The sequence below is a fragment of the Pseudonocardia sp. DxW genome (assembly GCF_058448985.1).
In genome coordinates this window covers 214205-239603 of the sequence record NZ_JBZFLK010000011.1, presented here as the reverse complement: position 1 = coordinate 239603, position 25399 = coordinate 214205, and the positions used below count along the sequence as shown (strand labels likewise).

Below are 25399 nucleotides of genomic sequence, written 5' to 3'. Positions count from 1 at the left end.
CCCGTCATCCGGTGTTCTTCATGCCTGCTGCGATCCCGTTCACGGTGAGCAGCAGCGCCCGCTCCAGGTCCGGGTCCGGCTCGTCGCCCGCCGCGCGGCGCTGCGCCAGCAGCTCGACCTGCAGGTGGTGCAGGGGTTCGAGGTAGGCGTTGCGTACCGACAGGGTGTTCCGCAGTACCGGATGCCGGGCCAGCAGCTGCGACTCGCCGGTCACTGCGAGCAGCTCCCGGCGGGTCAGCTCGTGCTCGTCGCGGATCTGCCCGAACAGTCCCTGCCGGGCCGGGTCGACCAGGGTGGAGACGTAGTTCGAGGCGATCCGCAGGTCGGTCTTGGCCAGCGTCATCTCGACGTTGCCGATCAGGTTCCGGAAGAACGCCCACTCGCGCATCCCGGCCAGGTCCTCGGCGTACCCGGCCTCCCGGGCGGCGCGCAGCCCGCTGCCCAGGCCGAACCAGCCGGGGACGACCATCCGGGTCTGCGTCCAGCCGAACACCCACGGGATGGCGCGCAGGTCGTCCAGCGTGGGGGCGCCCTTCCCCGGGCGCTTCGCCGGCCGGGACCCGACGTTGAGCCTGCCCAGCTCCTCGACCGGGGTGGCCGAGGTGAAGAACTCGGGCAGCCCCTCGTCGCCGACCAGCCTGCGGTAGGTCTCGGTGGCCGCGGTGGAGACGCAGTCCATCACCTCGTCCCAGCGGGCCAGCGTGTCGGCGGGCCAGCGGGACGCCTGGTGCAGCAGCGAGGCGTCCAGCATGGCGGCGAGCAGGATCTCCAGGTTGTCGTGCGCGAGGCTGGGCAGCGAGTACTTGTCGGAGATGACCTCGCCCTGCTCGGTGAGCTTCATCGTGGCGTCCACCGACCCGAACGGCGCCGAGGCGATCGCCTCCCCGGCCGGGCCGCCGCCGCGGCCGACCGAACCGCCGCGGCCGTGGAACAGCCGCAGCCGCACGCCGTGCTCGGCGGCGACGTCGCGCAGCTGGCGCTGGGCCCGGTGGATCTGCCACTGGGACGCGGTGATCCCGGCTCCCTTGTTGGAGTCGGAGTAGCCCAGCATGATCTCCTGCAGGTCACCGCGGTTGCGGACCTGCTGGCGGTAGCCGGGATCGGCGAGCAGCCCCTCCAGCAGCTCGCCGGCCTTCGACAGCTCCTCGACGGTCTCGAACAGCGGCACCAGGTCCAGCGACGACCGCGGATCGTCGCCGACCTCGACCATGTAGGCCTCGCGGGCGAGGACGGCGACGGCGAGCAGGTCGTCGACGTCCTGGGCCATCGACACGATGTAGGTGCGCACCACGTCGTCGCCGAACTCGTGCTGCAGGGCGTGCACCGTGTCGAACAGGTCGAGCACCCCGGCGGCGGCCTCCGGGACGCCGTAGTGCCTGCGGAACAGCGGGCGCTTGCTGCGCAGCTCGCGGGAGAGCAGCTCGCGGCGCTCGTCGCGGGTCAGCTCGGCGTAGGGCTTCGCCAGCTCGCCGAGCTCGTCGAAGATCGCGCCGAGCGCGTCGTGGTGGCGCTGCGCGTGCTCGCGGACGTCGAGCTCCACCAGGTGCAGGCCGAGTGCCCGGGCCGAGCGGATCGCCCTGGCCAGGGTGCCGTCGGCGATCCGGGCGCCGTGGTGGCCGCGCAGCGACCGGTCGACGACGAGCAGGTCCTCCAGGTAGCCGGCCGAGCCGAGGTAGTCGATGCCCGGCCGGTGCTCGGCCCGGGTGGCGATCCGGCGGCGGGTGTTCTCCAGCCGGGCCGCGACGTAGGAGAGCTTGAGCCGGTACGGCTCGTGCGCGTTGAGCCGGATGAACCGGTCGTGCACGGCGGGCAGGGCGCGCCGGTCGCGGGCCAGCGAGCCGCGCAGCTCCTCGGCGACCCCCATCACCCGGGTGGACACCGACAGCTCCTGGATGAGCTGCTCGACCTGCTCGGCGTGGATGCGCAGGGCCCGGTCGGCGTTGAGCTCCAGCACCTCCCGGGTGACGGCCGGGGTGACGTTCGGGTTGCCGTCCCGGTCGCCGCCGACCCAGGAGCCCAGCACCAGCGGGCGGGCGTCGGCGGGGATCTCCAGGCCGGCGTCGGCGGCCTCGTGCGAGAACTCGTCGAGCAGGTCGGGCACGGTGCGCTCGCCGAGCCGGGCGGCGAACCAGGCGATGTTGCGCGCCTCGTCGATCACCATCGGCTTGCCGGGCCGGATGTCGTCGGTCTGCCACAGCAGGTCGACCAGCGCGGCGAGCTCGTGGTCGCCGGCGCCGCGGTCCAGCGCGTCCACCACCCGCCGCAGGATCCCGAGCACCGACTGCCGGGTGGACTCGGTGGGGTGCGCGGTGAACACCGGGCGCAGCTCGGCGCGGGCCAGCACGTCGGCGACCTCGTCCGGGTCGGCCTCGGCGGCGAGCCTGCGCAGCACGGTGCGCAGCGGCCGCTGGTCCGGCGGGCGCAGCTCGCGCAGCTCGCGCGAGCGGTGCAGCTGCTCGGCCACGTTGGCGAGCTGGAAGTACTGGGAGAACGCCCGGGCGAGCAGCACCGCGGTGCCGGTGTCGATGCCGTCGAGCAGGGCGGCGACGGTGTCCGGGCCGGTGGCGCCGCGGGCGCCGTGCCGCACCTTCTCGACGAGCTCCAGGACCTCGGGGCCCGCCTCGTCGGACAGGGTCCGGCCGAGCATCGTGGACAGCCGCCGGATGTCGGCCCGCAACGCGCGGTGCTCCGACTCGCTGACCACGCCGGAGTGGGCGGCCAGCGAGTCGGGTGCGGGCCCGGTGCCCACGGTGTCGTCGTCGGTGTCGGGCACGGTCCGGGTCACGGGGTGCTCCGTTCTCCGCGGGGTGCCGCGGGTGCTGGCCGAGTGGCGGCCGGGGCCGGCGGGTGCCGGAGGATCACCGGCATCGTCCCCCCGCCCCGGACGGGCCTGCCATCCCGACACCCGGGTCTTAACCGCCGGGAAACACTCCGGCCGGTCTCAGGCCGGGGTGGCGTCCAGGTCCCGGGCCAGCAGCTCGGCCAGCGCGGCGACGGCGGTCTCGCCGTCGGCGTCGTCGGAGGAGGTGAGCACGACCTCCTCACCGGACCGCACGCCCAGGCCCATCACGGACAGGATGGACGCGGCGTCCACCGGGCCGCGCTCGCCGTCGGCGGTGCCGATGGTGACCTTCGCGGGCTGCTGCTTCGCGGCGGAGCAGAACAGGTTGGCGGGGCGGGCGTGCAGCCCCACGGACGATCCGACCTTCACGCGGCGCTCGGCCATGTCGGTTGCCTCTCTCGTGGTCGTGACGGTTCAGCCGGCGACCGGTGCGGCCGCGGGCGACGCGGTCGCGGTGGCGGCGGTCCCGGCGGACGGGGTGCGGCGGGCGGACTTCAGGCCGATCACCAGTGCGGCGGAGACCAGGGTGCCCGCGACGATCGCCAGCAGGTAGGCGAACGGGTTGCCGATCAGCGGCACCACGAACACGCCGCCGTGCGGGGCCCGCAGCGTCGAGCCGAAGGCCATCGACAGCGACCCGGCGACCGCGGAGCCCACCATGATCGACGGGATCACCCGCAGCGGATCGGCCGCGGCGAACGGGATCGCGCCCTCGGTGATGAAGGAGGCGCCGAGCAGCCACGCGGCCCGGCCGTTCTCCTGCTCGGCCTTGCTGAACAGGCCCTTGCGGACGACCGTGGCGAGCGCCAGCGCGAGCGGCGGGACCATCCCGGCGGCCATCACCGCGGCCATGATCATCAGCGCCGTGTCCGAGCCGGTGGACAGGCCGGCGACGGCGAAGGCGTAGGCGGCCTTGTTGACCGGCCCGCCCATGTCGAAGGCCATCATCAGGCCGAGCAGCGCGCCGAGCAGCAGCGCATTGGTGCCGGACAGGCCGTTGAGCCAGTTGGTCAGGCCGGTGGTGGCCGCAGCCAGCGGCTGGCCGACGACCAGGAACATCACCGTGCCGACGACGGCCGTGCCGATCAGCGGGAGCACCAGCACCGGCATGATCCCGGCCAGCGCGCGCGGCGGCTGCCAGCGCTTCAGGCCCATGATCACCGCACCGGCGAGCAGGCCGGCGACCAGGCCGCCGAGGAAGCCGGCCCCGGTCTGCACGGCGATCATGCCGCCGACGAAGCCGGGCACCAGCGCGGGCCGGTCGGCCATCGCGTAGGCGATGAACCCGGCGAGCACCGGGACCAGGAAGCCGAACGCGAGCGCGCCGATCTGGAACGACAGCGCGGCCCACGAGGTGAGCGAGCCCGGATCGAAGCTCAGCGTGGAGACGTTGTCGTCGCCGATCGAGACGATGTCCGGGGCCTCGGTGATCTGGTACCCGCCGAGCGCGAAGCCCAGCGCGATCAGCAGCCCGCCCGCGGCGACGAACGGGATGACGTAGGAGACGCCGGTCATCAGCCAGCCGCGCAGCCGGGCGCCGAAACCGGTGCCGAACTGCTTGACGTCCATCTCCGCCCCGGCCGCCGTGACCGGGGCGGATCCGCCCGCGGGCCGCGCGGCGGCCGCGGCCACCGCCTGCTCGATCAGCGCCGGGGCGCCGCCGATGGCCTTCTTCACCGGGCTGGTGACGGTCGGCAGGTGCGCGAAGCGGTCCTTGTCGCGGACCTCGACGTCGGCGGCCAGGATGATCGCGTCGGCCCCGGCGATCTGCTCCGCGGTGAACGGGGTGGAGCCCGCGGAGCCCTGGGTCTCCACGACCATCTCGTGGCCGGCCTCCTCGGCGGCGACCTCGAGGGCCTCGGCGGCCATGTAGGTGTGCGCGATGCCGGTCGGGCACGCGGTGACGGCGAGGAGCCTCATGCTCCCACCTCCTGCTGGATGAAGGACGCGACGGCCGCCGGGTCGGTGGCGCCGAGCAGTTCGTTCTTGAAGGACGCGCGGACCAGCCGGCGGGCGAGCGCCGCCAGCACGGTCATGTGGTCGGTGCTCCCGCCCTCCGGGGCGGCGATCATGAAGATCAGGGTGGCCGGGCCGTCCTCGGCGCCGAAGTCGACGCCGCCCGCGCTGCGGCCGAAAGCCAGGCTGGGCTCGGTGACGGCGGCCGACCGGCAGTGCGGGATGCCGATCCCGCCCTCCAGGCCGGTCGGCATCTGCGCCTCGCGGGCCTCGATGTCGGCGAGGAAGGTGTCCAGGTCGGTCACCCGGCCGGCGTCCCGCAGCCGCTGTGCCAGCGCGGCGACGGTGGTCGTGCGGTCGGTGGACGGCACGTCGAGGTCGACCAGATCGGCGGTGATCAGTGTGCTCATGCGGCATCTCCGGTGAGGGCGAGGGTGACGTCCGGCGTGGGTGCCAGTTCGACGTCGTCGATGCGGATGTCGGACGGGCCGGGCGCGGCGGAGCCGGGCAGCCGGCAGGCGGCCGCGCCGTGCGCGACGGCGTGCCGCAGGGCGTCCGGTCCCTCCCCGCCCGCGGCCAGGAACCCGGCCAGGGTGGAGTCGCCGGCGCCGACCGTGCTGCGCACGGTGATCGGAGGGGTCCGGGCGTGGTACTCGCCGGACCGGTCGACCAGCAGGGCGCCACCGGCGCCCAGGCTGACCAGGACCGCGCCGATCCCGCGGGCGCGCAGCTCGCGGGCGGCCACGAGCACGTCGCCGAGGCTGCCCAGCGGGCGCCCGACGAGCTCGGCCAGCTCGGCGTGGTTGGGTTTCACGAGATCGGGTGCGGCGGCCACCGCGTGCTGCAGCGGGGCGCCGGAGGTGTCGATCGCGATCCGCAGGCCGGGCCGGCGGCAGCGCCGGACCAGCCGGGCCAGGAAGTCGTCGGCGACGCCGCCGGGCAGCGAGCCGCAGCCGACCAGCCAGCCGGCCTCGGCGCACAGGGCCCGGGCCCGCGCGGCCAGCGCCTCGGCCTCGTCCGGGCTCAGCACCGGACCCGGCTCGTTGATCTTGGTGGTGACGCCGTCCGGCTCGGCCAGGGTGATGTTCACCCGGGTGGCCCCGGCGATCGGCACGGTCACCGTGGTGACGTCGGTCGGTTCCAGCAGCGCGGCCAGCCGCTCGCCGGGGGCCATCCCGGTCGGCAGCAGCGCGACGGCGCGGTGCCCGGCGGCGGCCAGCGCCCTGGCGACGTTCACGCCCTTGCCGCCCGGATCGACCCGGACCGCGGTGGCCCGGTGCACCCCGCCCCGGTGCAGGTGTCCCAGCTCGACGGTGCGGTCCAGGCTCGGGTTCGGGGTGACGGTGACGAACAGCGGGGTCAGGGGTCTCACGCGCGCACGACCTTCGGTCCGGCGGCCTCGACGGCGGCGGCGTCGGCCGGGTCGAGACCGGTGTCGGTGATCAGCGTGTCGATCTCGGCGAGGGTGCCGAACCGCACGAACTGGTCGGCGCCGAACTTGCTCGCGTCGGCCAGGACGACGCTGCGGCGGGCGGCGCGGATCATCGCCCGCTTGGTGGCGCCCTCGTCCGGATCCGGGGTGGTGAGGCCGCGCCCGGTGGAGAAGCCGTTGGTGCCGAGGAAGGCGACGTCGACGGTGAGCCCGGCGAGCGCGCCGGTGGCCCAGTCGTCGACGGTGGCCAGCGTGGTGCCGCGGACCCGGCCGCCGAGCAGCCGCAGCGTCACGTTCGGCCGACCGGCCAGGGTGGACGCGATCGGCAGCGAGTTGGTGACGACGGTGACGTCCCGGTCGCGCGGGAGCATGCCGGCCAGCCGGGCGGTGGTGGTGCCCGCGTCGAGCAGCACGGTGGCGGCGGCGCCCAGCTCGGCGAGCGCGGCCTTGGCGATCCGTTCCTTCTCGGCGCCGGCCTGGGTGTCGCGCTGGGTGACCCCGGGCTCGAAGCTCAGCAGGTCGGCCGGGATCGCGCCGCCGTGCACCCGGCGGACCAGCCCCTGGCGCTCGAGGGCGCCCAGGTCGCGGCGGATCGTCTCGGGGGTGACATCGAGCTCCTCGGCGGTGGCGGCCACGTCGATCCGGCCCCGGTCCCGGGTCCGGTCGAGCAGCCACTGCTGACGCTCCGCTGCGTACATCTTTGTTCGCTCCCGATTCGATGCTTGCTTGTGTCTGAGTATGTGGGTTTTACTGTGTTTGTCAACGGGTCACGTCGACGTCACCCACGGGAGCCCTCCATGCCGGTACTGAGCACGCTGAACGGAATCCCCGCGAGCCCGGGGCGCGCCGGCGGTCGCGTCGTGCGCGTCGCCGAGCCGCCGGGCGAGCCGGCCGCCGGGCCCGCGCCCGCGGACCCGGCCGCCGAGGCGGCCCGGATCGGGCCCGCCGTCGAGGTGGTGTCGCAGCGGCTGACCGCGCGCGCCGCGACTGTCTCCGGCGATGCGCGGGAGGTGCTGGAGGCGACCGTGACGATGGTCGGCGATCCGGCCCTGCTGGAGAACGCGCAGGAGCTGGTCACCGGCGGCGGCCGGCCGGCCGCGCGCGCGGTGTGGGAGGCGGCGAACGGGTTCGCCGAGATGCTCGCCTCGATGGGCGGGTACCTGGCCGAGCGCGCCACCGACATCCGCGACGTGCGGGACCGGATCGTCGCCGAGCTGCTCGGGCTCCCCGCGCCGGGCGTCGCCGACCTGGACGCACCCGCCGTGCTGGTCGCCACCGACCTCGCCCCGGCCGACACCGCGGGCCTGCGGCCGGGCGTCGCGCTCGCCCTGGTCACCGAGCAGGGCGGCCCGACCAGCCACACCGCGATCCTGGCCAGGGCGCTGGGCATCCCGGCCGTGGTCGGGTGCGCGGGCGCGCCGGGGCTGGCCGACGGCGCCGCGATCACCGTGGACGGCGGCACCGGCGAGGTCCGCGAGGTCGGCACGCTCGACGAGGCGGCGGCGTTCGCGGCGGCGGCGCCGGTCGTCGCCGGCTGGGACGGCACCGGGCGCACCGCCGACGGACGGGCGGTGCCGCTGCTGGCCAACGTCGGGGACGGGCCGGGCGCGGCCGCCGCGGCGGCGGCCGGCGCCGAGGGCGTCGGCCTGTTCCGGACCGAGCTGGCGTTCCTCTCCGCGACCGAGGAGCCGTCGGCGGCGCGGCAGCGCGAGGTCTACACCGCGGTGCTGGCCGCGTTCGCCGGGAGGCCGGTCACCGCCAGGACGCTGGACGCCGGCGCGGACAAGCCGCTGCCGTTCCTGTCCCTGGCCGGCGAGCCGAACCCGGCGCTGGGGGTGCGCGGGCTGCGGATCGCCCGGGTGCCGGGCGTCGGTGCGGGGGTGCTCGACCGCCAGCTGACGGCGCTGGCCGCGGCGGCCGCGGAGACCGGCGCCGAGCTGAAGGTGATGGCGCCGATGGTCGCCACCGCGGAGGAGGCGCGCTGGTTCGTGCAGCGCTGCCGGGAGCACGGCATCGGCTCGGCCGGGGTGATGATCGAGGTCCCGGCGGCGGTGCTGACCGCCGACGAGATCATGGCCGAGGTCGACTTCGTGTCGGTGGGCACCAACGACCTGGCCCAGTACCTGTTCGCGGCGGACCGCCAGTCCGGCCCGGTCGCCGCGCTGAACGATCCCTGGCAGCCCGCCCTGCTGCGCCTGCTCGGGCAGCTCGGCGAGGCGTCGGCGCGCACCGGCACCCCGGTCGGCGTCTGCGGCGAGGCCGCGGCCGATCCGGAGCTGGCCCCGGTGCTGGTCGGCCTGGGGGTGGCGAGCCTGTCGGCCGGGCCCGCCGCGCTCGCCGCGGTGGGTGCCCGGCTGGGCGGGCTGACCGCGGCCCAGTGCGCGGACCGGGCCCGCGCGGCGTGCGCGGCGGCCGATCCGGCCGCGGCGCGGCGCGCGGTGGCCGCGCTGGGCTGAGCGCCGGCCCGTGGGGGCGGTGCCACCGGTGGCCCCGGTGGCCCCGCCCCCACGGTGCGCGGATCAGGCCAGGAACTTCAGCAGCGCGGCGTTGAACTCGTCGGCGTGCGTGGCGTTGAACCCGTGCGGGCCGCCCTCGACCAGCACCAGCTGGGAGCCCTCGATCGACTCGTGGGCCCGCTTGCCGGACACCTCGAACGGGACGATCGCGTCCGAGTCGCCGTGGATGACCAGGGTCGGGATGCCGGCCTCGGACACCGCGGCCACGTCGCCGCGGAGGTCGGTGCGGCCGAACGCGGTGATGCAGTCCAGGGTGCCCTTCGGCGAGGCGAACTCGGCGATGGACCGGTGGTAGAGCCGGTTCGGCTCGCTGACCAGCAGCTCGCCGCCTGCGCTGAAGAAGTTCGTGGTGAACCCGTCCAGGAAGGCGATCCGGTCGCCGGTCACGCCGGCCTGGAACTGCTCGATGGTGGCGTCGTCGAGCCCGCCGTCCGGGTTGTCGTCCGACTTGTACAGGTAGGGCGGTACGGCGCCGGCCAGCACGGCCTTCGCGACCCGGTCGGTGCCGTGCCGGGAGACGTAGCGGACGACCTCGCCGCCACCCATCGAGAATCCGACGAGCGTGGCGTCGCGCAGGTCGAGGTGCACCAGCAGCGCGTGCAGGTCGTCGGCGAAGGTGTCGTAGTCGTAGCCGTCCCACGGCTGGGAGGACTCGCCGAACCCGCGCCGGTCGTAGGTGACGACCCGATGGCCCGCCTCGACCAGCGCCGGGACCTGCTTCTCCCAGGACCGGCCGGACAGCGGCCAGCCGTGGATCAGGACGACCGGGGCGCCGGAGCCCTGGTCGGTGTAGTGCAGCTCGACCGGGCTGCCGTTCTCGGTACCGATGCTGAGCTGGGGCATGGTGACTCCTCCGTTGATCGATTGCGCACAACTGATTACGTGGGAGTACTACCCGGCTGCGCGCCGTGGCATTCCCGCCCGGGCTCAGCTCCCGGCGGGTTGGTGGTGCAGGACATGTTCCAGCACCGCGCGCACGGTCGGGTCCTCGACCGTGTAGTAGACGTAGGTCCCCTCGCGCCGGTTCTCCACCAGTCCGGCCAATCGCAGCTTGGCCAGGTGCTGGCTCACCGCCGTCGGCGCGGCGCCGACCAGGTCGGCCAGGCAGGCGACCGACGACTCGCCCTGCAGCAGCGCCCAGAGGATCTTGATCCGGGTCGGGTCGGCGAGCATCCGCAACGAGTCCGCCGCCCGGCGGACCTCGCCGTCGGCCAGCATCGCGAAGCCCGGGATCGACTCGTGCACGGGGCCGAGGATACCTGCGGAACTGCGCGGATGGTCCGGCGATGCAGCTACTTTTTCAGCTGCCTGCGTATCTTCGTGAATGCGCAGGTATGGTGCCAGTCATGCGAACCGCGCTCACGCTCCCGGAGGTCCGCTGGGCCGGGGCCGCACTCGTCGCCTTCCTGCTCGCCGTCGGGCTCGATCTCGGCGGCGCCCCCGGTCAGCTGGTGACCGCGGCCTACCTCGCCTGTTACACGCTCGGCGGCTGGGGGCCCGCGGTCGAGGGCATCCGGGCGCTGGCGGAGCGGCGGCTCGACGTGGACCTGCTGATGGTCGTCGCGGCGGTCGCGGCGGCGTCGATCGGGCACTGGTTCGACGGCGGCCTGCTGATCGTCATCTTCGCGACCTCCGGCGCCCTGGAGTCGGTGATGACCGCCCGCACCCGGGCCGGGATCGCGGCGCTGCTCGATCTCGCGCCGGAGACGGCCACCCTGGTCGATCGGGACGGCACCGAACGGCAGGTCCCGGCGGCCGAGCTGGTCGCCGGGGCGACCGTCGTCGTCCGGCCCGGCGAGCGGATCCCGGGCGACGGCCGGGTGCTCGACGGCGTGTCCGAGGTGGACGCCGCCGGCCTGACCGGTGAGCCGGTGCCGGTCCGCACCACCCCCGGCGACGACGTGCTCGCCGGGACCGTCAACGGGACCGGCGTGCTGCGGGTCCGGGTGCTGCGCGACGCCGCGGACACCGTCGTCGCCGGGGTCGCCGCACAGGTCGAGCGGGCGGCCGAGACCAAGGCCGACCGGCAACTGTTCATCGAGCGGGTGGAGCAGCGCTACTCGGTGCTCGTCGTCGCGGCGACGGTGCTGCTGCTGACGGTGCCGCTGCTGCTCGGCGCCGGGTTCTCCGAGACGCTGCTGCGGGCGATCGTGTTCATGATCGTCGCCTCGCCGTGCGCGATCGTGCTCGCCACGATGCCGCCGCTGCTCGCCGCGATCGCGGTCGCCGGTCGCCGCGGGACGCTGGTCAAGGACGTCACGGTGCTGGAGGCGCTCGCCGAGGTGGACGCGGTGGTGCTGGACAAGACCGGCACCCTCACCTCCGGCCGCCCGCGGGTGGTGGGGGTGACCCCGCTCGGCGGGCGCACCGCGGACGGGGTGCTGGCGCTGGCCGCGGCCGCCGAGGCGGGCAGCGAGCACGTGCTCGGCCGCGCCGTGCGCCGGCACGCCCTGGACCGCGGCCTCGACCTGCCCGAGGCGTCGGATTTCGCCGCCGTCCCCGGCGAGGGCGTGCGCGCCACGGTCGGCGGGACCGAGGTCGCCGTCGGGCGGCCCGAGCTCGCGGGCCGGCCGCATCCGGTGCTCGACGACCTGGTCGGCGAGCTGCAGCGGGACGGCCGGACCGCGGTCGTCGTGCTCGCCGACGGCGAACCGGCCGGCGTGCTCGGACTGTCCGACGAGCCGCGACCCGGCGCCGGGGAGGCACTGGACGCGCTGCGCCGGACCGTCGGCGAGCCCGAGGTGCTGACCGGCGACGCGCCCGCCCCGGCCCGGGTGCTCGCCGGGCGGCTCGGCCTGACCCGGCTGCGGGCCGGGCTGCTCCCGGCGGACAAGGTGGCCGTGCTGCGGGAGCGGCAGGCGGCCGGCCGCCGGGTGCTGGCGGTCGGCGACGGGATCAACGACGCCCCGCTGCTGGCCGGCGCCGACGTCGGGCTGGTCGTCGGCGGCCCGGCCCGCTCCGGTTCCGGTTCCGGGGACGAGGCGCTGGGTGCCGGGGCGCTCTCGCTGGAGGCGGCCGACGGCGTCCTCACCCGGGACCCGCTCGGATCGCTCGCCCCCCTGGTCGAGCTCGCCCGGCGGGCCCGCCGGATCGCCCGGGCGAACCTGGCGTTCGCCGCGTCGGTGATCGTCGTCCTGGTGGCCTGGGACCTGATCGGCACGCTGCCGCTGGTGGTCGGCGTCGCCGGGCACGAGCTGTCCACCCTGCTGGTCTGCCTGAACGGGCTGCGGCTGCTGATCGGCACCCGCCGGGCGGACCGGCGGGACGGTGCACCCCCGGCGGCGGCACCGCACCGCGAGCCGGTCGCCGCGGGACGCTCGTGATCGTCACGGACGGCCGCCTCCCGGCTACACTCCCGGCATGTCCGAGGTCACACCTTGGGCGCCGGCCGAGTTCTCCACGGCCGGCCTGCCGGAGCACCGCCGCCTGGCCCTGTGGGAGGACCACAACGCCGACGCGCTCATCGGCCTGCGCTGCCGCACCATCACCGGCCGGGCGCTGGACGCCTCCGAGATCAACGGCCGGCTGGGCAGGCTGCACCTGGCCAGGGTGCGCGGCTCGGCGCACGTCGTCGAGCGTGACCAGGAGCTGATCCGGCGCAGGCCGACCGACTCGGTCGGGCTGTTCTTCAGCCTGGCCGGCGAGGCGTTCTTCTACCACGACGACGGCGTCCGGACGGTCCGACCGGGCCAGCTGCTGATGTGCGACGCCGACCGGCCGTTCCTGCGCGGCTTCTCGCGCGGCCTGGAGGAGCTCGTCGTCCGGATCCCGCGCGGGCTGTTCCGGGAGACCAGCGGGATCGACGCGCCGCGCGAGCCGGTCCTGCGCGACTTCGCCCCGGGCGCCGATCCGGTCGCCGAGGTGCTGGCCCGGCGGATCGGCGCCGCGGTGCGCACCGACGATCCGCGGCCGGTCGACGAGGCCACCGTGCTCGATCTGGTCGCGGCGCTCGGGCCCACCGGCCGCGGCGCGGCCGCGGCCACCCACCGGGCCGTCGCGCAGTCCTACGTCGAGCGGCACCTGGCCGATCCGGGCCTGTCCGCGCCGCAGGTCGCCGCCGCGGCCGGGATCAGCGTGCGGCACCTGTCCCGGGTGTTCGCCGCGGCCGGGACGAGCTTCCCGCGGTTCGTGCTCGACCACCGGCTGGAGGCGGCGCACCGGCTGCTGCGCGGCCCCGCGGGCACCGCCCTGACGGTCGCCGAGATCGCCGGCCGGTGCGGGTTCCGCGGCACCGCGCACTTCGCGCGCGAGTTCACCGCCCGGTTCGGCGAGCGCCCCTCCCAGGTGCGCCGCCGGGCCGCCGCCGCGCGCACCGTCCGCTCCGGCTGAGCCGGGCGCGCCGCGGGCCCGGCGGTCAGCCGTCCCCCGGGGCGGGCGCCAGCACGATGTCGAACCGCACCCTGGTCCAGCTGCGGTCGCCGAGATCCCGCCCGTCCGGGGCCGGCGTGCCCGGCCGCTGCTCGACGAAGTCCTGCACCAGCGACTCCTTCACCCCGAACACCGCGTCCGAGTCCAGCAGCTCGTCGCCGCGCACGAAGATGTGCGTCACCAGGGTGCGCAGCCCGGGCGCGGTGACCATGAAGTGCAGGTGCGCCGCGCGCATCGGCGAGCGGCCACTCGCGTCGAGCAGCGCGCCGACCGGACCGTCGTGCGGGATCGGGTACGGCACCGGGGTGATCCCCCAGAACCGGTAGCCGCCGTCGTCGCCGGTGAACAGGTGGGCGCGCCCGGCGGTCCGGCCGTCGTCGTACTGGACGTCGTAGAAGCCGTCCTCGTCGGCCTCCCAGACCTCGATCCGGGCGCCCGCGACCGGGTTCCCGGCGGTGTCGGTGACCGTGCCCTCCACCCAGCAGGGACGGCCCGGGGCGCCGCCCGCGATGTCACCGCCGAGCTCGATCCGGGGCGCGTCCTCGACGAAGAACGGCCCGAACACGGTCGCCTCGGTCGCGTCGCCGACCGCCTCGTTGTTGATCGCGATCGTCTGCATCGACGCGCCGAGCACGTCGGAGAGCAGGATGAACTCCTGGCGCCGGTCGGTGGTGATGTGCCCGGCCGCGGTCAGGAAGCCGATCGCGGCCTGCCACTCCGGTTCCGAGGGCCGCACCTCGCGCAGGAACGCGTGCAGGTGCCGGGTCAGCGCGGTCAGCACCTCGCGGAGCCGGTCGTCGGGGGCGTCGGCGAAGGAGGCGACGACCCGGTCGACGAGCTCCTGCTCGATCGCCCGCTGCCGGTCGCCCACCACGCCGGGCCGGGCCGGGTCGATCCTCATCGTGGTTGCGCTCCTTCCTGCGCCGCGGCGAGCAGCCGCTCGAGCACGGCGACGGTGACGGTCGCCGGATTGTCCGGCGGGACGGCGGGCAGGATCGCCCGGGCGGCGTCGGGCACGTCCGCGGCCCGGAACCCGAGCTCGCCCAGCGAGCGCGGGGCGCCCAGCCGGGCGGTCAGTTCGAGCAGCCCGGCGAGCGCCGAGCCGTGGCCGAGCGCGCCGGCCAGCCGCCGCCCGGCGTCCGGGGCGGCGGGCGCGTTGAGTGCCAGCACGTGCGGGAGCACGACCGCGTGCGTGGGGGCGTGCGGGAGGTCGTAGCGGCCGCCGAGCACGTGGCAGATCTTGTGGTGCAGCCCGGACCCGGCGGAGGCGAAGGCGACCGCGGCCAGGTACGCGCCGTAGAGCACCTGCTCGTGCCCGGCCCGGTCCTGCGGCGCACCGGCGACGGCGGGCAGCCCACCGGCGAGCGCGCGGGCGCCCTCGGCGGCGAGCACCCGGTCGATCGGGTCGCAGTGCGGGGCCCACATCGAGTCCACGCAGTGCGCGAGCGCGTTGAGGCCGGAGGCGACGGCGGCCGCGGTGGGCAGCGTGCGGGTCAGCTCGGCGTCGTAGACGACCGCGACCGGGAGCACCCGCGGATCGACGCCGGTCGTCTTGACCGCGCCCTCGGTGAGCCCCCAGACGTCGGTCGCCTCGGAACCGGCGTAGGTGGTCGGCACGGCGACGATCGGCATCCCGCCGGTCAGCGCGACCGCCTTCGCCAGCCCGGTGGTGGACCCGCCGCCGACGCTCACCAGCAGGTCCGCCCGCAGCCGCGCGGCGACCGCCCTGGCCCGGTCGGCGACGTCGACCGGGACGTGCATGACGACCTCGTCGTGCAGCCCGGCCACCGGCAGGCCCGCGGTGAGCCGCCCGGCGAGCGCGCGCTCGGTGGCCCCGGCGATCACCAGCACCCGCTGCGCGCCGGTCGCGGCGACCTCCTCGGCCAGCGCGGCGGCCGCGTCGCCCGGTGCGAAGCGCACCGACTGCGCCCGGGTGCGGTGCGCGAAGGCGCCGGTCACGACCGGTCCCGCCGGTCCAGGACGGCGGTCAGCGCGGACCGCAGCGCGGCCCCGGGATCGTCGGGCAGCTCGGCGACCCGCCAGGCGACGTGCTTGTCCGGGCGGACCAGCAGCGCGCCGCTCTCCCCGGTCCCGCGCAGCCGGGCCCAGTCGAAGTAGAGATCGGTGACCGCCCGGCCGGGGCCGATCACGACGGTGTCCAGCGGGATCGCCAGCTCCTCGGCGAGACCGGCCGCGACGGCCTCCCACGCCTCGCCCGCGATGCCGGTGACCAGGGTGAACCGGTCGTAGGGCGCGATGTCGAGCATCGCCCGGGTGCGCGTGCTGTCGCCCACCCAGGCGTGCGGCAGGTGCGATCCGGGCACGGTGGACGGCCGGTGGTACAGGTCCGGGTCGCCGTCGGGTTCCTCCGGCTCCGAGCCGTCCGGCACGATCGCCGCCGAGCGGTAGAACTGGCCGAGCTCGACGCCGTGCGCGTTGAACTCGTAGTTCTTCAGCTCCATCGCCCGCACCAGGGCGGCCCGGGTGGCCGCGCCCGCCGGGGTGTTGCGCCTGCGCTCCTCGATCCGCTCGATCATCTCCTGCTCGCTGCGGGCCTCGGTGACGCCGAGCGCGACGAACAGGTCGGCGAACTCGCGGCTGGAGCGGTTGGCCCGGGTGACGATCCGTTCCGCGACCGGCGCCCGCTCGGCGGAGTAGGTGTCCAGCAGCCCGGGGCCGGCCTGGCCGCGCAGCACGGCGGCGATCTTCCAGGCGAGGTTGTAGGAGTCCTGGACGGAGGTGTTGGAGCCGAGGCCGTTGCTCGGCGGGTGCCGGTGCACGGCGTCGCCGACGCAGAACACCCGGCCGGTGTGCAGCCGGGTCGCGTACATCTCGTTGTTGCCCCACAGCGAGCTGCCGGTGATCTCGACGTCGAGCTCGGGCAGGCCCAGCAGGTTGCGGACGATCCCGGCGGCGGTGGCGTCGTCGACCTGCGGCGGCTCGCCCGCGATGTCGTAGCCCCACACGACCAGCCACTCGTCCCAGGGCCGGATCATCCGCACCAGCCCGGCGCCGATGCCGCCGACGTCCGAGCCCGGCTGGATCACCCAGTACAGGACCGACGGCCGGTGCGCGCACAGCTCGGCGATGTCGGCCCGGAAGGTGATGTTCATCGATCCGGCGATGTCCATCGCGCCCTCGAACGGCAGGCCGATGTCGGCGGCGACCCGGGAGCGGGCGCCGTCGGCGCCGATCAGGTAGCGGGCGCGGATCCGGTAGCGGTGCCCGGTCAGCCGGTCGAGCACCTCGACGTCGACGCCGTCGGCGTCCTGGACGTGCGAGAGGTACTCGGTGGAGAACCGGGTCTGGGCGCCGCGCTCGGTGGCGTTGCGCACCAGGACCGGCTCCAGGTAGGTCTGCGGGATGTCGACGGTCAGGCACGGCGAGGCGCGCCGGTAGTCGCCCGACCGGTCGGCGCCGGTGCCCCAGGTCCGGATCCGGCCGATCTCCTCGCCGGCCAGCGAGGTGCAGAACACGGTGTCGCCGATCAGCTCGTGCGGGGTGGCGTCGGCGAGCACCTGCTGCTCGACGCCCATGTCCCGGAAGATCTCCATCGTCCGCTGGTTGGTGATGTGCGCCCGCGGGGTGTTCGCGGTCCAGCGGTACTTGGTGATCATGATGGTGCGGACGCCGAGGGTGGCGAGGAACAGCGCGGCGGCCGCACCGGCCGGCCCCGATCCCACCACCAGCACGTCGGTCTCCACGGTGGCGCCGGTCGGCGGCTCCGTCGCCGGCCGGCCGTCGTCGAACTCGGGCATCGCTCCACCTTCCCGGACCGGCCGGACGCCGGCCCGCGGCCAGTGTCACCGGGCCGGCCCGGTGCGCGGTGCGGGCGGTGGCGGACTGGGCGGAAACGCGCACCGATGGCGGATTCGGACCGGCCCGCGCGGGCGCTCAGCCGGGGGCCGCGTCCAGGCAGGCCAGTGCCATCCGGCGCAGCACCGCGACCCGGGCGTCGGTCCCGCGGGCCGGGCCCTGGACCGCCTGCGGTGCGTACGGGGTGGAGTTGAGCAGCCCGAACACGCCGTGCGCGACGGTGCGCGCGTCGGCCGGCGGGACGCCGGGGTGCACCCGGCGCAGGGTGTCCACCCAGAGCTCGACGTAGGTGCGCTGCAGCCGGCGCACGGTCCGCCGCGGGTCCTCCGGCAGGTTCGCCAGGTCCCGGTCCTGCACCACGATCAGCTCCGGCTCGCGGGTGGTGAAGCCGATGTGGAAGTCGACCAGGTCCTCCAGCGAGTCCCGCGGGTCGTCGTGGTGCACCCGGGCCCGCCCGCCGTCGAGCAGCCGCTCGCTGATGCCGATGAGCATCTCGGCGAGCAGCGCCTCCTTGCCGGGGAAGTGCCGGTAGAGGGCCGGTCCGCTGACGCCGACGGCCGCGCCCAGGTCGGCGATGCTCACCCCGTGGAAGCCGTGCCGGGCGAACAGCCGCGCGGCCTCCGCGAGGATCTGCTCGCGCCGCGTCGGGGTGGTGTCCGGGGCGGCCATCGTCCGATCGTAGCGCTCCGGTTAACGTTCGTTCACCCATGTGGCCGGGTGGTGCGCGCCTCGTCTCAGTCGGCGCACAGGTGGTCGCCGATACCCTCGTCGGTGTGATGGGCACACTCGGCCGGCTGCGCGAGCGCACGGGCGTGCGCGCGGCGTCCGCGCTGGCCGCCGCGGCGGCGGTCGCGGTGGTGCTCGTCGTCGCGGGATTGTCGCTGGTCCTGCTGCTGGACCAGACGCTGAAGAGCAACACCCGCAGCGCGCTGGAGGCGAACGCCGATCAGCTCGCGAACCGGATCGAGGCGAACTTCTCCGCCACCGGCGACGCGAAGCGCAACGCGATCGACGCGACCGGCAAGCGCACCGACATCGTCCAGGTGGTCACCGCCTACAGCGACGAGACCAACGCCCCCGACTGGATGGTCGGGTCCAACGGTGACCAGGAGGACGTCCAGGTCATCGGCTCCTCGGACCCGCTGGACGGCCAGCCCAAGATCGTCGACTGGCTGCTGGCGCCGGACGAGAAGCGCTACGAGACCGACGTCCCGATCGAGGTCCGGGTCGGGCCGGACACCGCCGGCGGGGACCAGGTCGAGGTCCAGGAGATGATGGTCGTCGGGATCGGCGCCCGCGCCCAGGGCAGGCCGATCACCGTCTACGCCGCCCAGGAGCTCGGGCCGGTGCACCAGGCGGTGGAGACCGTCGGCTGGCTGGTCCTCGGCGGTGTGCCGATCCTGGTGCTGGTCACCGGCTACTTCACCTACCTGTTCGCCGGCCGGGCGCTGCGCCCGGTCGAGCAGATGCGCACCCGGGTGGCCGGGATGGGCGACAAGGACCTCTCCCAGCGGGTGCCCGAGCCGGTGGCCCGGGACGAGGTCGGCCGCCTGGCCCGCACGATGAACCAGATGCTCGGCCGGATCGAGTCCTCGCAGACCACCCAGCGGCGGTTCGTCGCGGACGCCAGCCACGAGCTGCGCAGCCCGCTGGCCACCGTGTCGACCGGGCTGGAGCTGCTCGGCACCGGGATGCCGGCGGACTCCGCGGACCGGGGCACCGTCGACACCCTGCGCGGCGAGACGGCCCGGCTGACCGGGCTGGTCGAGGGCCTGCTGTTCCTGGCCCGCGCCGACGAGCGCGGCATCGCGCCCCGCCGCGAGGAGGTCGACCTGGACGAGATCGCCGAGGCCGAGCGGGTCCGGCCGTCCGCCGACGCCGCCGTCGCGGTGCGGGTGACGACCGAGCCGGTGCGGGTGGTCGGCGACCGCGGCCAGCTGGTGCGGATCGTCCGGAACCTGGTGGACAACGCCAAGCGGCACGCGGCGTCGACGGTGGCAGTGTCGGTGCGGGCCGCCGACGGGGTCGCGGTGATCGACGTCGACGACGACGGCAACGGGGTCCCCGAGGCCGACCGCAGCCGGGTGTTCGAGCGGTTCGTGCGGCTGGACGAGGCCCGCTCGCGCGGTGACGGCGGCTCCGGGCTCGGGCTGTCGATCGTGTCCGAGCTGGTCGCCGCGCACGGCGGCACCGTCGCCGCGCTGGACTCGCCGGAGCTGGGCGGCGCCCGGTTCCGGGTGACGGTCCCGGCCGTCGCCGACGCCGCGGCCGCCGATCCCGCCGAGGGTGCCGAGGGCCCTGCCGAGGATGCCGAGGGCCCTGCCGAGGATGCCGAGCGCGCTGCCGAGGGTGCCGAGGGCGCTGCCGATCCCGGCGGATCCGCCGAGGGCCCCGCCGGCCCGGCCGAGCCCGCCGAGCCCGCCCGCGCGGGGCGGCCCGGTGCCGAGCCGGTGCCCGCGGGATCGCATCCGGCGATCACCGATCCGGGACCGCGGCCCGGGCCCGCCCCGACGCCGCCGCGCGGCGTCCCGGCCCCGGCCGGGTGGTGGGACGAGCCCGCCCGGCCGTCCGGGCCGTGGCCTGCGGCCGGTGGGGCACGGACCGGCCCGCAGCCTGCGGTGAACGGGACGCACCCGGGCCCGCAGCGCCGCCCGGGGAACGGGGTCCGTCCGGGCCCACCGCCGGTGAACGGCGCCCACGGCACCCCCGCGGTGCACGTGCCGACCCAGGTCCCGATCCGCCCGGACACCGTCGCCAGCCCCTACGACGAGAACGCCACCCGGCCGATCCCGGTGTACCGGGGCGGCCCGGCCGCCGAGCCGGGCGACCCGCCCCGCCGGGCCGGCGACCGCACCCGCTGAGCCGCAGCCGGGCGCGGGCTCAGCGCGGCGGCGCCGGGCTCGGCTCGGACATCCGGTAGCCGACCCCGCGCAGCGTCTCGATGCTGTGCGTCCCGAACGGGGTGTCGATCTTGCGGCGCAGGTACCCGACGTAGACCTCGACGACGTTGACCTCGCCGTCGTAGTGCGCGTCCCACACCGAGCGCAGGATGTCGGTCTTCGTGACCACCTGCCCGGTGTGTGCCATCAGGTGCTCCAGCACGCCGAACTCGCGCGGGGTCAGCGAGATCTCGACGTCGCCCCGGTGCACCCGGTGGGTGCCGGGATCCAGCGACAGGTCACCGACCCGCAGCACGCTCGGCGCGACCTCCCCGGCGCGGCGCAGCAGCGCGCGCAGCCGGGCCAGCAGCACGACGAACGAGAACGGCTTGGTCAGGTAGTCGTCGGCGCCGAGATCGAACGCGTCGGCCTCGTCGTACTCGCCGTCCTTCGCGGTGAGCATCAGCACCGGCGTCCACACGCCGCGGTCGCGCAGGTGCTGCAGGATCCGGTACCCGGACAGGCCGGGGAGCATGATGTCCAGCACGATCACGTCGTGCCGGCCGGACAGCGCGTACCGCAGGCCGGTGTCGCCGTCGTGCGCGAGCTCCACCTCGTGCCCCTCGGCGGCCAGACCGCGCCGGACGAGCTCGGCGAGCGGCTTCTCGTCCTCGACCAGTAGCAGGCGCACGGGTCCCACCGTAGTGACCGAGACTGTGACCGGCCTGAGCAGACCGGCCCGGGCACCCGGGACTGGACGCCCGGTGTTAACGACCGCTAACCTGTTAGTGTTCGTTAACTTCGAGCGCGAGGTGAGCATGGTCGTCCCGGAACTGGCACCGAGGCTGGGGAGCGCGGTCGATCCGGCCGGCGAGCAGTACGCCGCGAACGCCGCGGCGCACCGCGACCTGGTGGCCGATCTCAACGCGTCGCTGGCGACCGCCCGGCTCGGCGGGCCGGAGCGGTCGCGGGCCCGGCACGTCGAGCGCGGCAAGCTGCTGCCGCGCGACCGGGTGGACTCGCTGGTCGACCCGTCGTCGCCGTTCCTCGAGCTGTCCCCGATGGCCGCGCACGGCATGTACGACGGCCAGGCCCCCGGCGCCGGGATGATCACCGGCGTCGGCCGGGTGGCCGGCCGGGAGTGCGTGATCGTCGCCAACGACGCCACGGTCAAGGGCGGCACCTACTACCCGATGACCGTCAAGAAGCACCTCCGAGCCCAGGAGGTGGCGCTGTACAACCGGCTGCCCTGCATCTACCTGGTCGACTCCGGCGGCGCCTACCTGCCCGAGCAGGACCAGGTGTTCCCGGACCGCGAGCACTTCGGGCGGATCTTCTACAACCAGGCCCAGATGTCCGGCCAGGGCATCCCGCAGATCGCCGCCGTGCTCGGCTCGTGCACCGCGGGCGGGGCCTACGTCCCGGCGATGAGCGACGAGGCGGTGATCGTCCGGAACCAGGGCACGATCTTCCTCGGCGGCCCGCCGCTGGTGAAGGCCGCGACCGGCGAGGTCGTCACCGCCGAGGAGCTGGGCGGCGGCGAGCTGCACTCGCGGATCTCCGGGGTCACCGACCATCTCGCCGACGACGACGCGGACGCGCTGGCGCGGGTCCGCGCGATCGTCGGGACGCTCGGCCCGCGCGCGCCGCGGCCGTGGGACGTCGCGCCCACCGAGCCGCCCGCCGTCGACCCGGCCGGGCTCTACGGCGCCGTCCCGACCGACTCCCGGACCCCCTACGACGTGCGCGAGGTCATCGCCCGGGTCGTCGACGGCTCCCGGTTCCACGAGTTCAAGGCCGAGTACGGCACGACGCTGGTCACCGGCTTCGCCCGGATCCACGGCCACCCGGTCGGGATCGTCGCGAACAACGGGATCCTGTTCTCCGAGTCCGCGGTGAAGGGCGCCCACTTCGTCGAGCTGTGCGACCAGCGCGGCATCCCGCTGGTGTTCCTGCAGAACATCTCCGGGTTCATGGTCGGCCGCGACTACGAGGCCGGCGGCATCGCGCGCAACGGCGCGAAGATGGTCACCGCGGTGGCCTCCACCCGGGTGCCCAAGCTGACCGTCGTCATCGGCGGCTCGTTCGGCGCCGGGAACTACGCGATGTGCGGCCGCGCGTACTCGCCGCGCTTCCTGTTCATGTGGCCGAACGCCCGGATCTCGGTGATGGGCGGCGAGCAGGCCGCGACGGTGCTCACGACCGTCGGCAACGCCGACCCGGACGCGATCCGGGCCCAGTACGAGACCCAGGGGCACCCCTACTACTCCACCGCCCGGATCTGGGACGACGGCGTGATCGACCCCGCCGACACCCGCACCGTGCTCGGGCTGTCCCTGTCCGTCGCCGCCAACGCGCCGCTGGCCGATCCGGCCTTCGGCGTCTTCCGGATGTGAGGCCCGACATGTCCCGCATGTTCGACACCGTGCTCGTCGCGAACCGCGGCGAGATCGCGGTCCGGGTGATCCGCACGCTGCGCGCGCTCGGCGTGCGCAGCGTCGCCGTGTACTCCGACGCCGACGCCGGTGCCCCGCACGTCCGGGCCGCCGACGAGGCCGTCCGGATCGGCCCGGCCGCGGCCGCGGAGTCCTACCTGTCGATCGACGCCGTGATCGACGCCGCCCGGGCCACCGGCGCGCAGGCGATCCATCCCGGCTACGGCTTCCTCTCCGAGAACACCGCGTTCGCCGCCGCCTGCGAGGCGGCCGGGATCGCCTTCGTCGGCCCGCCGTCGTCGGCGATCGACGCGATGGGCGACAAGATCCGCGCCAAGCAGACCGTCGCCAAGGCCGGCGTGCCGGTGGTGCCCGGTTCGGATGTCGATGGACTGTCCGGCGGCGACGACGGCGACCTGGCGGCGGCTGTCGCCGAGGTCGGCTATCCGGTGCTGCTCAAGCCGTCGGCCGGCGGCGGCGGCAAGGGCATGCGCGAGGTGCACGCCGAACCGGAGCTCGCCGACGCCATCGCCGGGGCCCGGCGCGAGGCCCGCAACTCCTTCGGCGACGACACGCTGCTCGTCGAGCGGCTGGTCACCACGCCGCGGCACATCGAGATCCAGGTGATGGCCGACACGCACGGCACCGTCGTGCACCTCGGGGAGCGCGAGTGCTCGCTGCAGCGGCGGCACCAGAAGATCATCGAAGAGGCGCCGTCGGCGCTGCTCACCCCCGCGCAGCGCGCCGAGATGGGCCGCGCCGCCTGCGAGGCCGCCCGCGCGGTCGGCTACACCGGCGCCGGCACCGTCGAGTTCATCGTCAGCTCCGACAACCCGGGCGAGTTCTTCTTCCTGGAGATGAACACCCGGCTGCAGGTCGAGCACCCGGTCACCGAGGAGGTCACCGGCCTGGACCTGGTCGAGCTGCAGCTGCGGGTCGCCGCCGGCGAGCCGCTGCCGATCACCCAGGACGACGTCGTGCTCACCGGGCACGCGATCGAGGCCCGGGTGTACGCCGAGGCCACCGCCGTGTCCGGGGAGGCGCTCAGCTTCCTGCCGTCCGGCGGGCCGGTGCTGGAGTGGGACCCGCCGCCCGGCGTGCGGGTCGACGCCGGGATCGAGACCGGCACCATCGTCGGCTCGGACTACGACCCGATGCTCGCCAAGGTCATCGCGCACGGCGCCGACCGGGACGAGGCGCTGCGCCGGCTCGACGCCGCGCTGGGCGGCACCACGCTGCTCGGCCTGGACAGCAACATCGGCTTCCTGCGCCGGCTGCTCGCCGACGACGACGTCCGCGCCGGCCGGCTGGACACCGGCCTGATCGCCCGCCGCGGCGCCGCGCTCGCCGACACCGGCGTGCCCGCCGACGTGCTCGGCGCGGTCGCCGGGAACACGCTGCTCGGGCTGGAACCGGACGGCGCCGTCGTCGACCCGTTCGACGTCCCCGGCGGCTGGCGGGTCGGCGAGCCGGCCTGGACGGTGCGCCGGCTGGTCACCGACGGCCCGGACGCCGTCGAGGTCCGGGTCCGCGGCCGGGCCGCCGGGTTCGACCTGGCGCTGCCCGAGGTGCCGGTCGCGCGCTGCCGCACCGTCGCCGTCGCGCCGGGGGTGGTCGAGCACAGCCAGGACGGTCGCACCCGCCGCTACCGGATCGCCCAGGCGTCCGGCGGGATCGTCTGGATCTCCCGGGACGGCCGCACCTGGGGGGTGCGCGAGCAGGAGCCGCTGGAGGCCGCGCGCACCGCGGGCGGCACCGCGGGCGGGCCGGTGGTCTCACCGATGCCCGGCACCGTGACCGTCGTCGAGGTCGCCGAGGGCGACACCGTCACCGCCGGTCAGAAGCTGGTCGTCGTCGAGGCCATGAAGATGGAACACGTGCTCACCGCCCCGGTCGACGGGACGGTGCGCGAGCTGAGGGCGCGCCCCGGAGCCACCGTCGCCAAGGACGCGGTGCTGTGCGTGGTCGAGCCCGAGAACGAAGGGGAGCAGGCATGACCACCACCGAGCAGACCTCCGCGGAGGAGTACGAGGCGCTGCGCGCCGCCGTCGAGGAGTTCGCCCGCTCCGAGGTCGCCCCGGTGATCGGGGACCTCTACATCCGCGAGGAGTTCCCGTACGACATCGTCGCCAAGATGGGCGCGATGGGCCTGTTCGGCCTGCCCGTCACCGAGGAGTACGGCGGCCAGGGCGGCGACTACTACGCCCTCTGCCTGGCCCTGGAGGAGCTGGCCCGGGTCGACTCGTCGGTCGCGATCACCGTCGAGGCCGGCGTCGGGCTGGGCGCGATGCCGATCATGCGGTTCGGCACCGACGAGCAGAAGGCCCGCTGGCTGCCCGACCTGGCCGCCGGCCGCGCGCTCGGCGCCTTCGGGCTGACCGAGCCGGGCGGCGGCTCGGACGCCGGCGCCACCCGCACCACCGCCCGCCTCGACGGCGGCGAGTGGGTGATCAACGGCTCGAAGTGCTTCATCACCAACTCCGGCACCGACATCACCTCGGTCGTCACGGTCACCGCGGTGACCGGGGAGAAGCCGGACGGCCGCAAGGAGATCTCGGCGATCCTGGTCCCGGCCGGCACGCCCGGGTTCACGGTGAGCGAGAAGTACTCCAAGGTCGGCTGGAACTGCTCGGACACCCGCGAGCTGTTCTTCGACGACGTCCGGGTGCCGGAGGCGAACCTGCTCGGCGAGCGGGGCCGCGGCTACGCCCAGTTCCTGTCCATCCTGGACGAGGGCCGGATCGCGATCGCCGCGCTGTCGGTCGGGCTGGCCCAGGGCTGCGTCGACGAGTCGCTGCGCTACGCGGGCGAGCGCGAGGCGTTCGGCCACACCATCGGCTCCTACCAGGCGATCCAGTTCACGATCGCCGACATGGAGGTGCGCGCGCACACCGCGCGGCTGGCCTGGCAGCACGCCGCCCGGCTGATGCTGGAGGGCAAGCCGTTCAAGCACGAGGCGGCGATCGCGAAGCTGGTCGCGTCCAACGCCGCGATGGACAACGCGCGCGCCGCCACCCAGGTCTTCGGCGGCTACGGCTTCATGAACGAGTACCCGGTCGGGCGGTTCTACCGGGACGCGAAGATCCTGGAGATCGGCGAGGGCACCTCCGAGGTGCAGAAGATGCTGATCGCGCGGCACCTGGGTCTCTGACTCC

General features: G+C 75.1%; 20 protein-coding genes. 7 read left to right on the top strand and 13 right to left on the bottom strand.

Annotation, left to right across the window (positions count from 1 at the left end):
• Positions 1-4 precede the first annotated feature (4 nt).
• From ppc to ACVJO7_RS19125, 6 genes are all read right to left on the bottom strand, one after another.
• Positions 5-2785 carry a phosphoenolpyruvate carboxylase gene (gene ppc, locus ACVJO7_RS19150; protein WP_491674008.1) on the bottom strand — a complete coding sequence of 927 codons (2781 nt, stop codon included), beginning with the start codon at positions 2783-2785 and terminating at the stop codon, positions 5-7.
• A 156-nt stretch (positions 2786-2941) separates the two neighbouring features.
• Positions 2942-3226 (bottom strand): HPr family phosphocarrier protein, encoded by a 285-nt coding sequence (locus ACVJO7_RS19145; RefSeq protein ID WP_344021482.1) that lies wholly within the window; start codon positions 3224-3226, stop codon positions 2942-2944.
• Positions 3227-3256: 30 nt separating this feature from the next.
• The gene (locus ACVJO7_RS19140; RefSeq protein ID WP_491674007.1) at positions 3257-4762 is read right to left on the bottom strand and encodes a PTS fructose transporter subunit IIC; all 1506 of its coding nucleotides are present in this window, start codon (positions 4760-4762) and stop codon (positions 3257-3259) included.
• Positions 4759-5208 (bottom strand): PTS sugar transporter subunit IIA, encoded by a 450-nt coding sequence (locus ACVJO7_RS19135; protein ID WP_491674006.1) that lies wholly within the window; start codon positions 5206-5208, stop codon positions 4759-4761. The genes ACVJO7_RS19140 and ACVJO7_RS19135 overlap by 4 nt, the downstream gene beginning before the upstream one ends.
• On the bottom strand, positions 5205-6152 hold the full coding sequence (gene pfkB / locus ACVJO7_RS19130; protein ID WP_344021771.1) for a 1-phosphofructokinase: 948 nt from the start codon (positions 6150-6152) through the stop codon (positions 5205-5207). Before pfkB ends, ACVJO7_RS19135 begins: the two co-directional genes overlap by 4 nt.
• Positions 6153-6166: 14 nt before the next feature.
• Positions 6167-6928, bottom strand: coding sequence for a DeoR/GlpR family DNA-binding transcription regulator (locus ACVJO7_RS19125; protein ID WP_491674005.1), 762 nt, complete (start codon positions 6926-6928; stop codon positions 6167-6169).
• Positions 6929-7027: 99 nt separating this feature from the next.
• On the opposite strand from ACVJO7_RS19125, the gene ACVJO7_RS19120 reads away from it, so the two are divergent.
• Complete coding sequence (locus tag ACVJO7_RS19120) at positions 7028-8686, top strand: putative PEP-binding protein (protein ID WP_491674004.1); 1659 nt, start codon at positions 7028-7030, stop codon at positions 8684-8686.
• Positions 8687-8749: 63 nt separating this feature from the next.
• Here the strand turns inward: ACVJO7_RS19120 and ACVJO7_RS19115 are convergent, their stop codons facing one another.
• Both ACVJO7_RS19115 and ACVJO7_RS19110 read right to left on the bottom strand, forming a co-directional pair.
• On the bottom strand, positions 8750-9589 hold the full coding sequence (locus ACVJO7_RS19115) for an alpha/beta fold hydrolase (RefSeq protein WP_358486403.1): 840 nt from the start codon (positions 9587-9589) through the stop codon (positions 8750-8752).
• 84 nt (positions 9590-9673) lie between these two features.
• Positions 9674-9991 (bottom strand): ArsR/SmtB family transcription factor, encoded by a 318-nt coding sequence (locus ACVJO7_RS19110; protein ID WP_491674003.1) that lies wholly within the window; start codon positions 9989-9991, stop codon positions 9674-9676.
• Between the two features lie 101 nt (positions 9992-10092).
• Here ACVJO7_RS19110 and ACVJO7_RS19105 point away from each other — a divergent pair, with 101 nt between their 5' ends.
• Complete coding sequence (locus ACVJO7_RS19105; RefSeq protein ID WP_491674002.1) at positions 10093-12069, top strand: heavy metal translocating P-type ATPase; 1977 nt, start codon at positions 10093-10095, stop codon at positions 12067-12069.
• 37 nt (positions 12070-12106) lie between these two features.
• On the top strand, positions 12107-13075 hold the full coding sequence (locus ACVJO7_RS19100; RefSeq protein WP_491674001.1) for an AraC family transcriptional regulator: 969 nt from the start codon (positions 12107-12109) through the stop codon (positions 13073-13075).
• A 25-nt stretch (positions 13076-13100) separates the two neighbouring features.
• Here ACVJO7_RS19100 and ACVJO7_RS19095 read toward each other — a convergent pair whose 3' ends face one another.
• From ACVJO7_RS19095 to ACVJO7_RS19080, 4 genes are all read right to left on the bottom strand, one after another.
• Positions 13101-14015, bottom strand: coding sequence for a dioxygenase family protein (locus ACVJO7_RS19095; RefSeq protein WP_491674000.1), 915 nt, complete (start codon positions 14013-14015; stop codon positions 13101-13103).
• Positions 14012-15073 carry a maleylacetate reductase gene (locus ACVJO7_RS19090; RefSeq protein ID WP_491673999.1) on the bottom strand — a complete coding sequence of 354 codons (1062 nt, stop codon included), beginning with the start codon at positions 15071-15073 and terminating at the stop codon, positions 14012-14014. Before ACVJO7_RS19090 ends, ACVJO7_RS19095 begins: the two co-directional genes overlap by 4 nt.
• The gene (locus tag ACVJO7_RS19085; RefSeq protein WP_344021460.1) at positions 15070-16872 is read right to left on the bottom strand and encodes an FAD-dependent oxidoreductase; all 1803 of its coding nucleotides are present in this window, start codon (positions 16870-16872) and stop codon (positions 15070-15072) included. Before ACVJO7_RS19085 ends, ACVJO7_RS19090 begins: the two co-directional genes overlap by 4 nt.
• 136 nt (positions 16873-17008) lie before the next feature.
• On the bottom strand, positions 17009-17599 hold the full coding sequence (locus ACVJO7_RS19080) for an SACE_7040 family transcriptional regulator (protein WP_344021458.1): 591 nt from the start codon (positions 17597-17599) through the stop codon (positions 17009-17011).
• Positions 17600-17706: 107 nt separating this feature from the next.
• On the opposite strand from ACVJO7_RS19080, the gene ACVJO7_RS19075 reads away from it, so the two are divergent.
• Positions 17707-19791 carry a sensor histidine kinase gene (locus tag ACVJO7_RS19075; protein WP_491674025.1) on the top strand — a complete coding sequence of 695 codons (2085 nt, stop codon included), beginning with the start codon at positions 17707-17709 and terminating at the stop codon, positions 19789-19791.
• 19 nt (positions 19792-19810) lie between these two features.
• On the opposite strand, the gene ACVJO7_RS19070 is transcribed toward ACVJO7_RS19075, so the two are convergent.
• A complete protein-coding gene (locus ACVJO7_RS19070; protein WP_491673998.1) occupies positions 19811-20500 on the bottom strand; it encodes a response regulator transcription factor in 690 nt (229 codons plus the stop codon).
• 127 nt (positions 20501-20627) lie between these two features.
• Here ACVJO7_RS19070 and ACVJO7_RS19065 point away from each other — a divergent pair, with 127 nt between their 5' ends.
• From ACVJO7_RS19065 to ACVJO7_RS19055, 3 genes are read left to right on the top strand one after another with little or no spacing between them, the layout of a single operon-like run.
• Entirely contained in the window at positions 20628-22205 is a 1578-nt protein-coding gene (locus ACVJO7_RS19065; RefSeq protein WP_491674024.1) for a carboxyl transferase domain-containing protein, read from the top strand.
• 17 nt (positions 22206-22222) lie between these two features.
• Positions 22223-24241, top strand: a complete 2019-nt coding sequence (locus ACVJO7_RS19060) for an acetyl/propionyl/methylcrotonyl-CoA carboxylase subunit alpha (protein ID WP_491674023.1) — start codon at positions 22223-22225, stop codon at positions 24239-24241.
• Complete coding sequence (locus ACVJO7_RS19055; protein ID WP_344021452.1) at positions 24238-25395, top strand: acyl-CoA dehydrogenase family protein; 1158 nt, start codon at positions 24238-24240, stop codon at positions 25393-25395. The genes ACVJO7_RS19060 and ACVJO7_RS19055 overlap by 4 nt, the downstream gene beginning before the upstream one ends.
• The last annotated feature ends 4 nt before the right edge of the window (positions 25396-25399 follow it).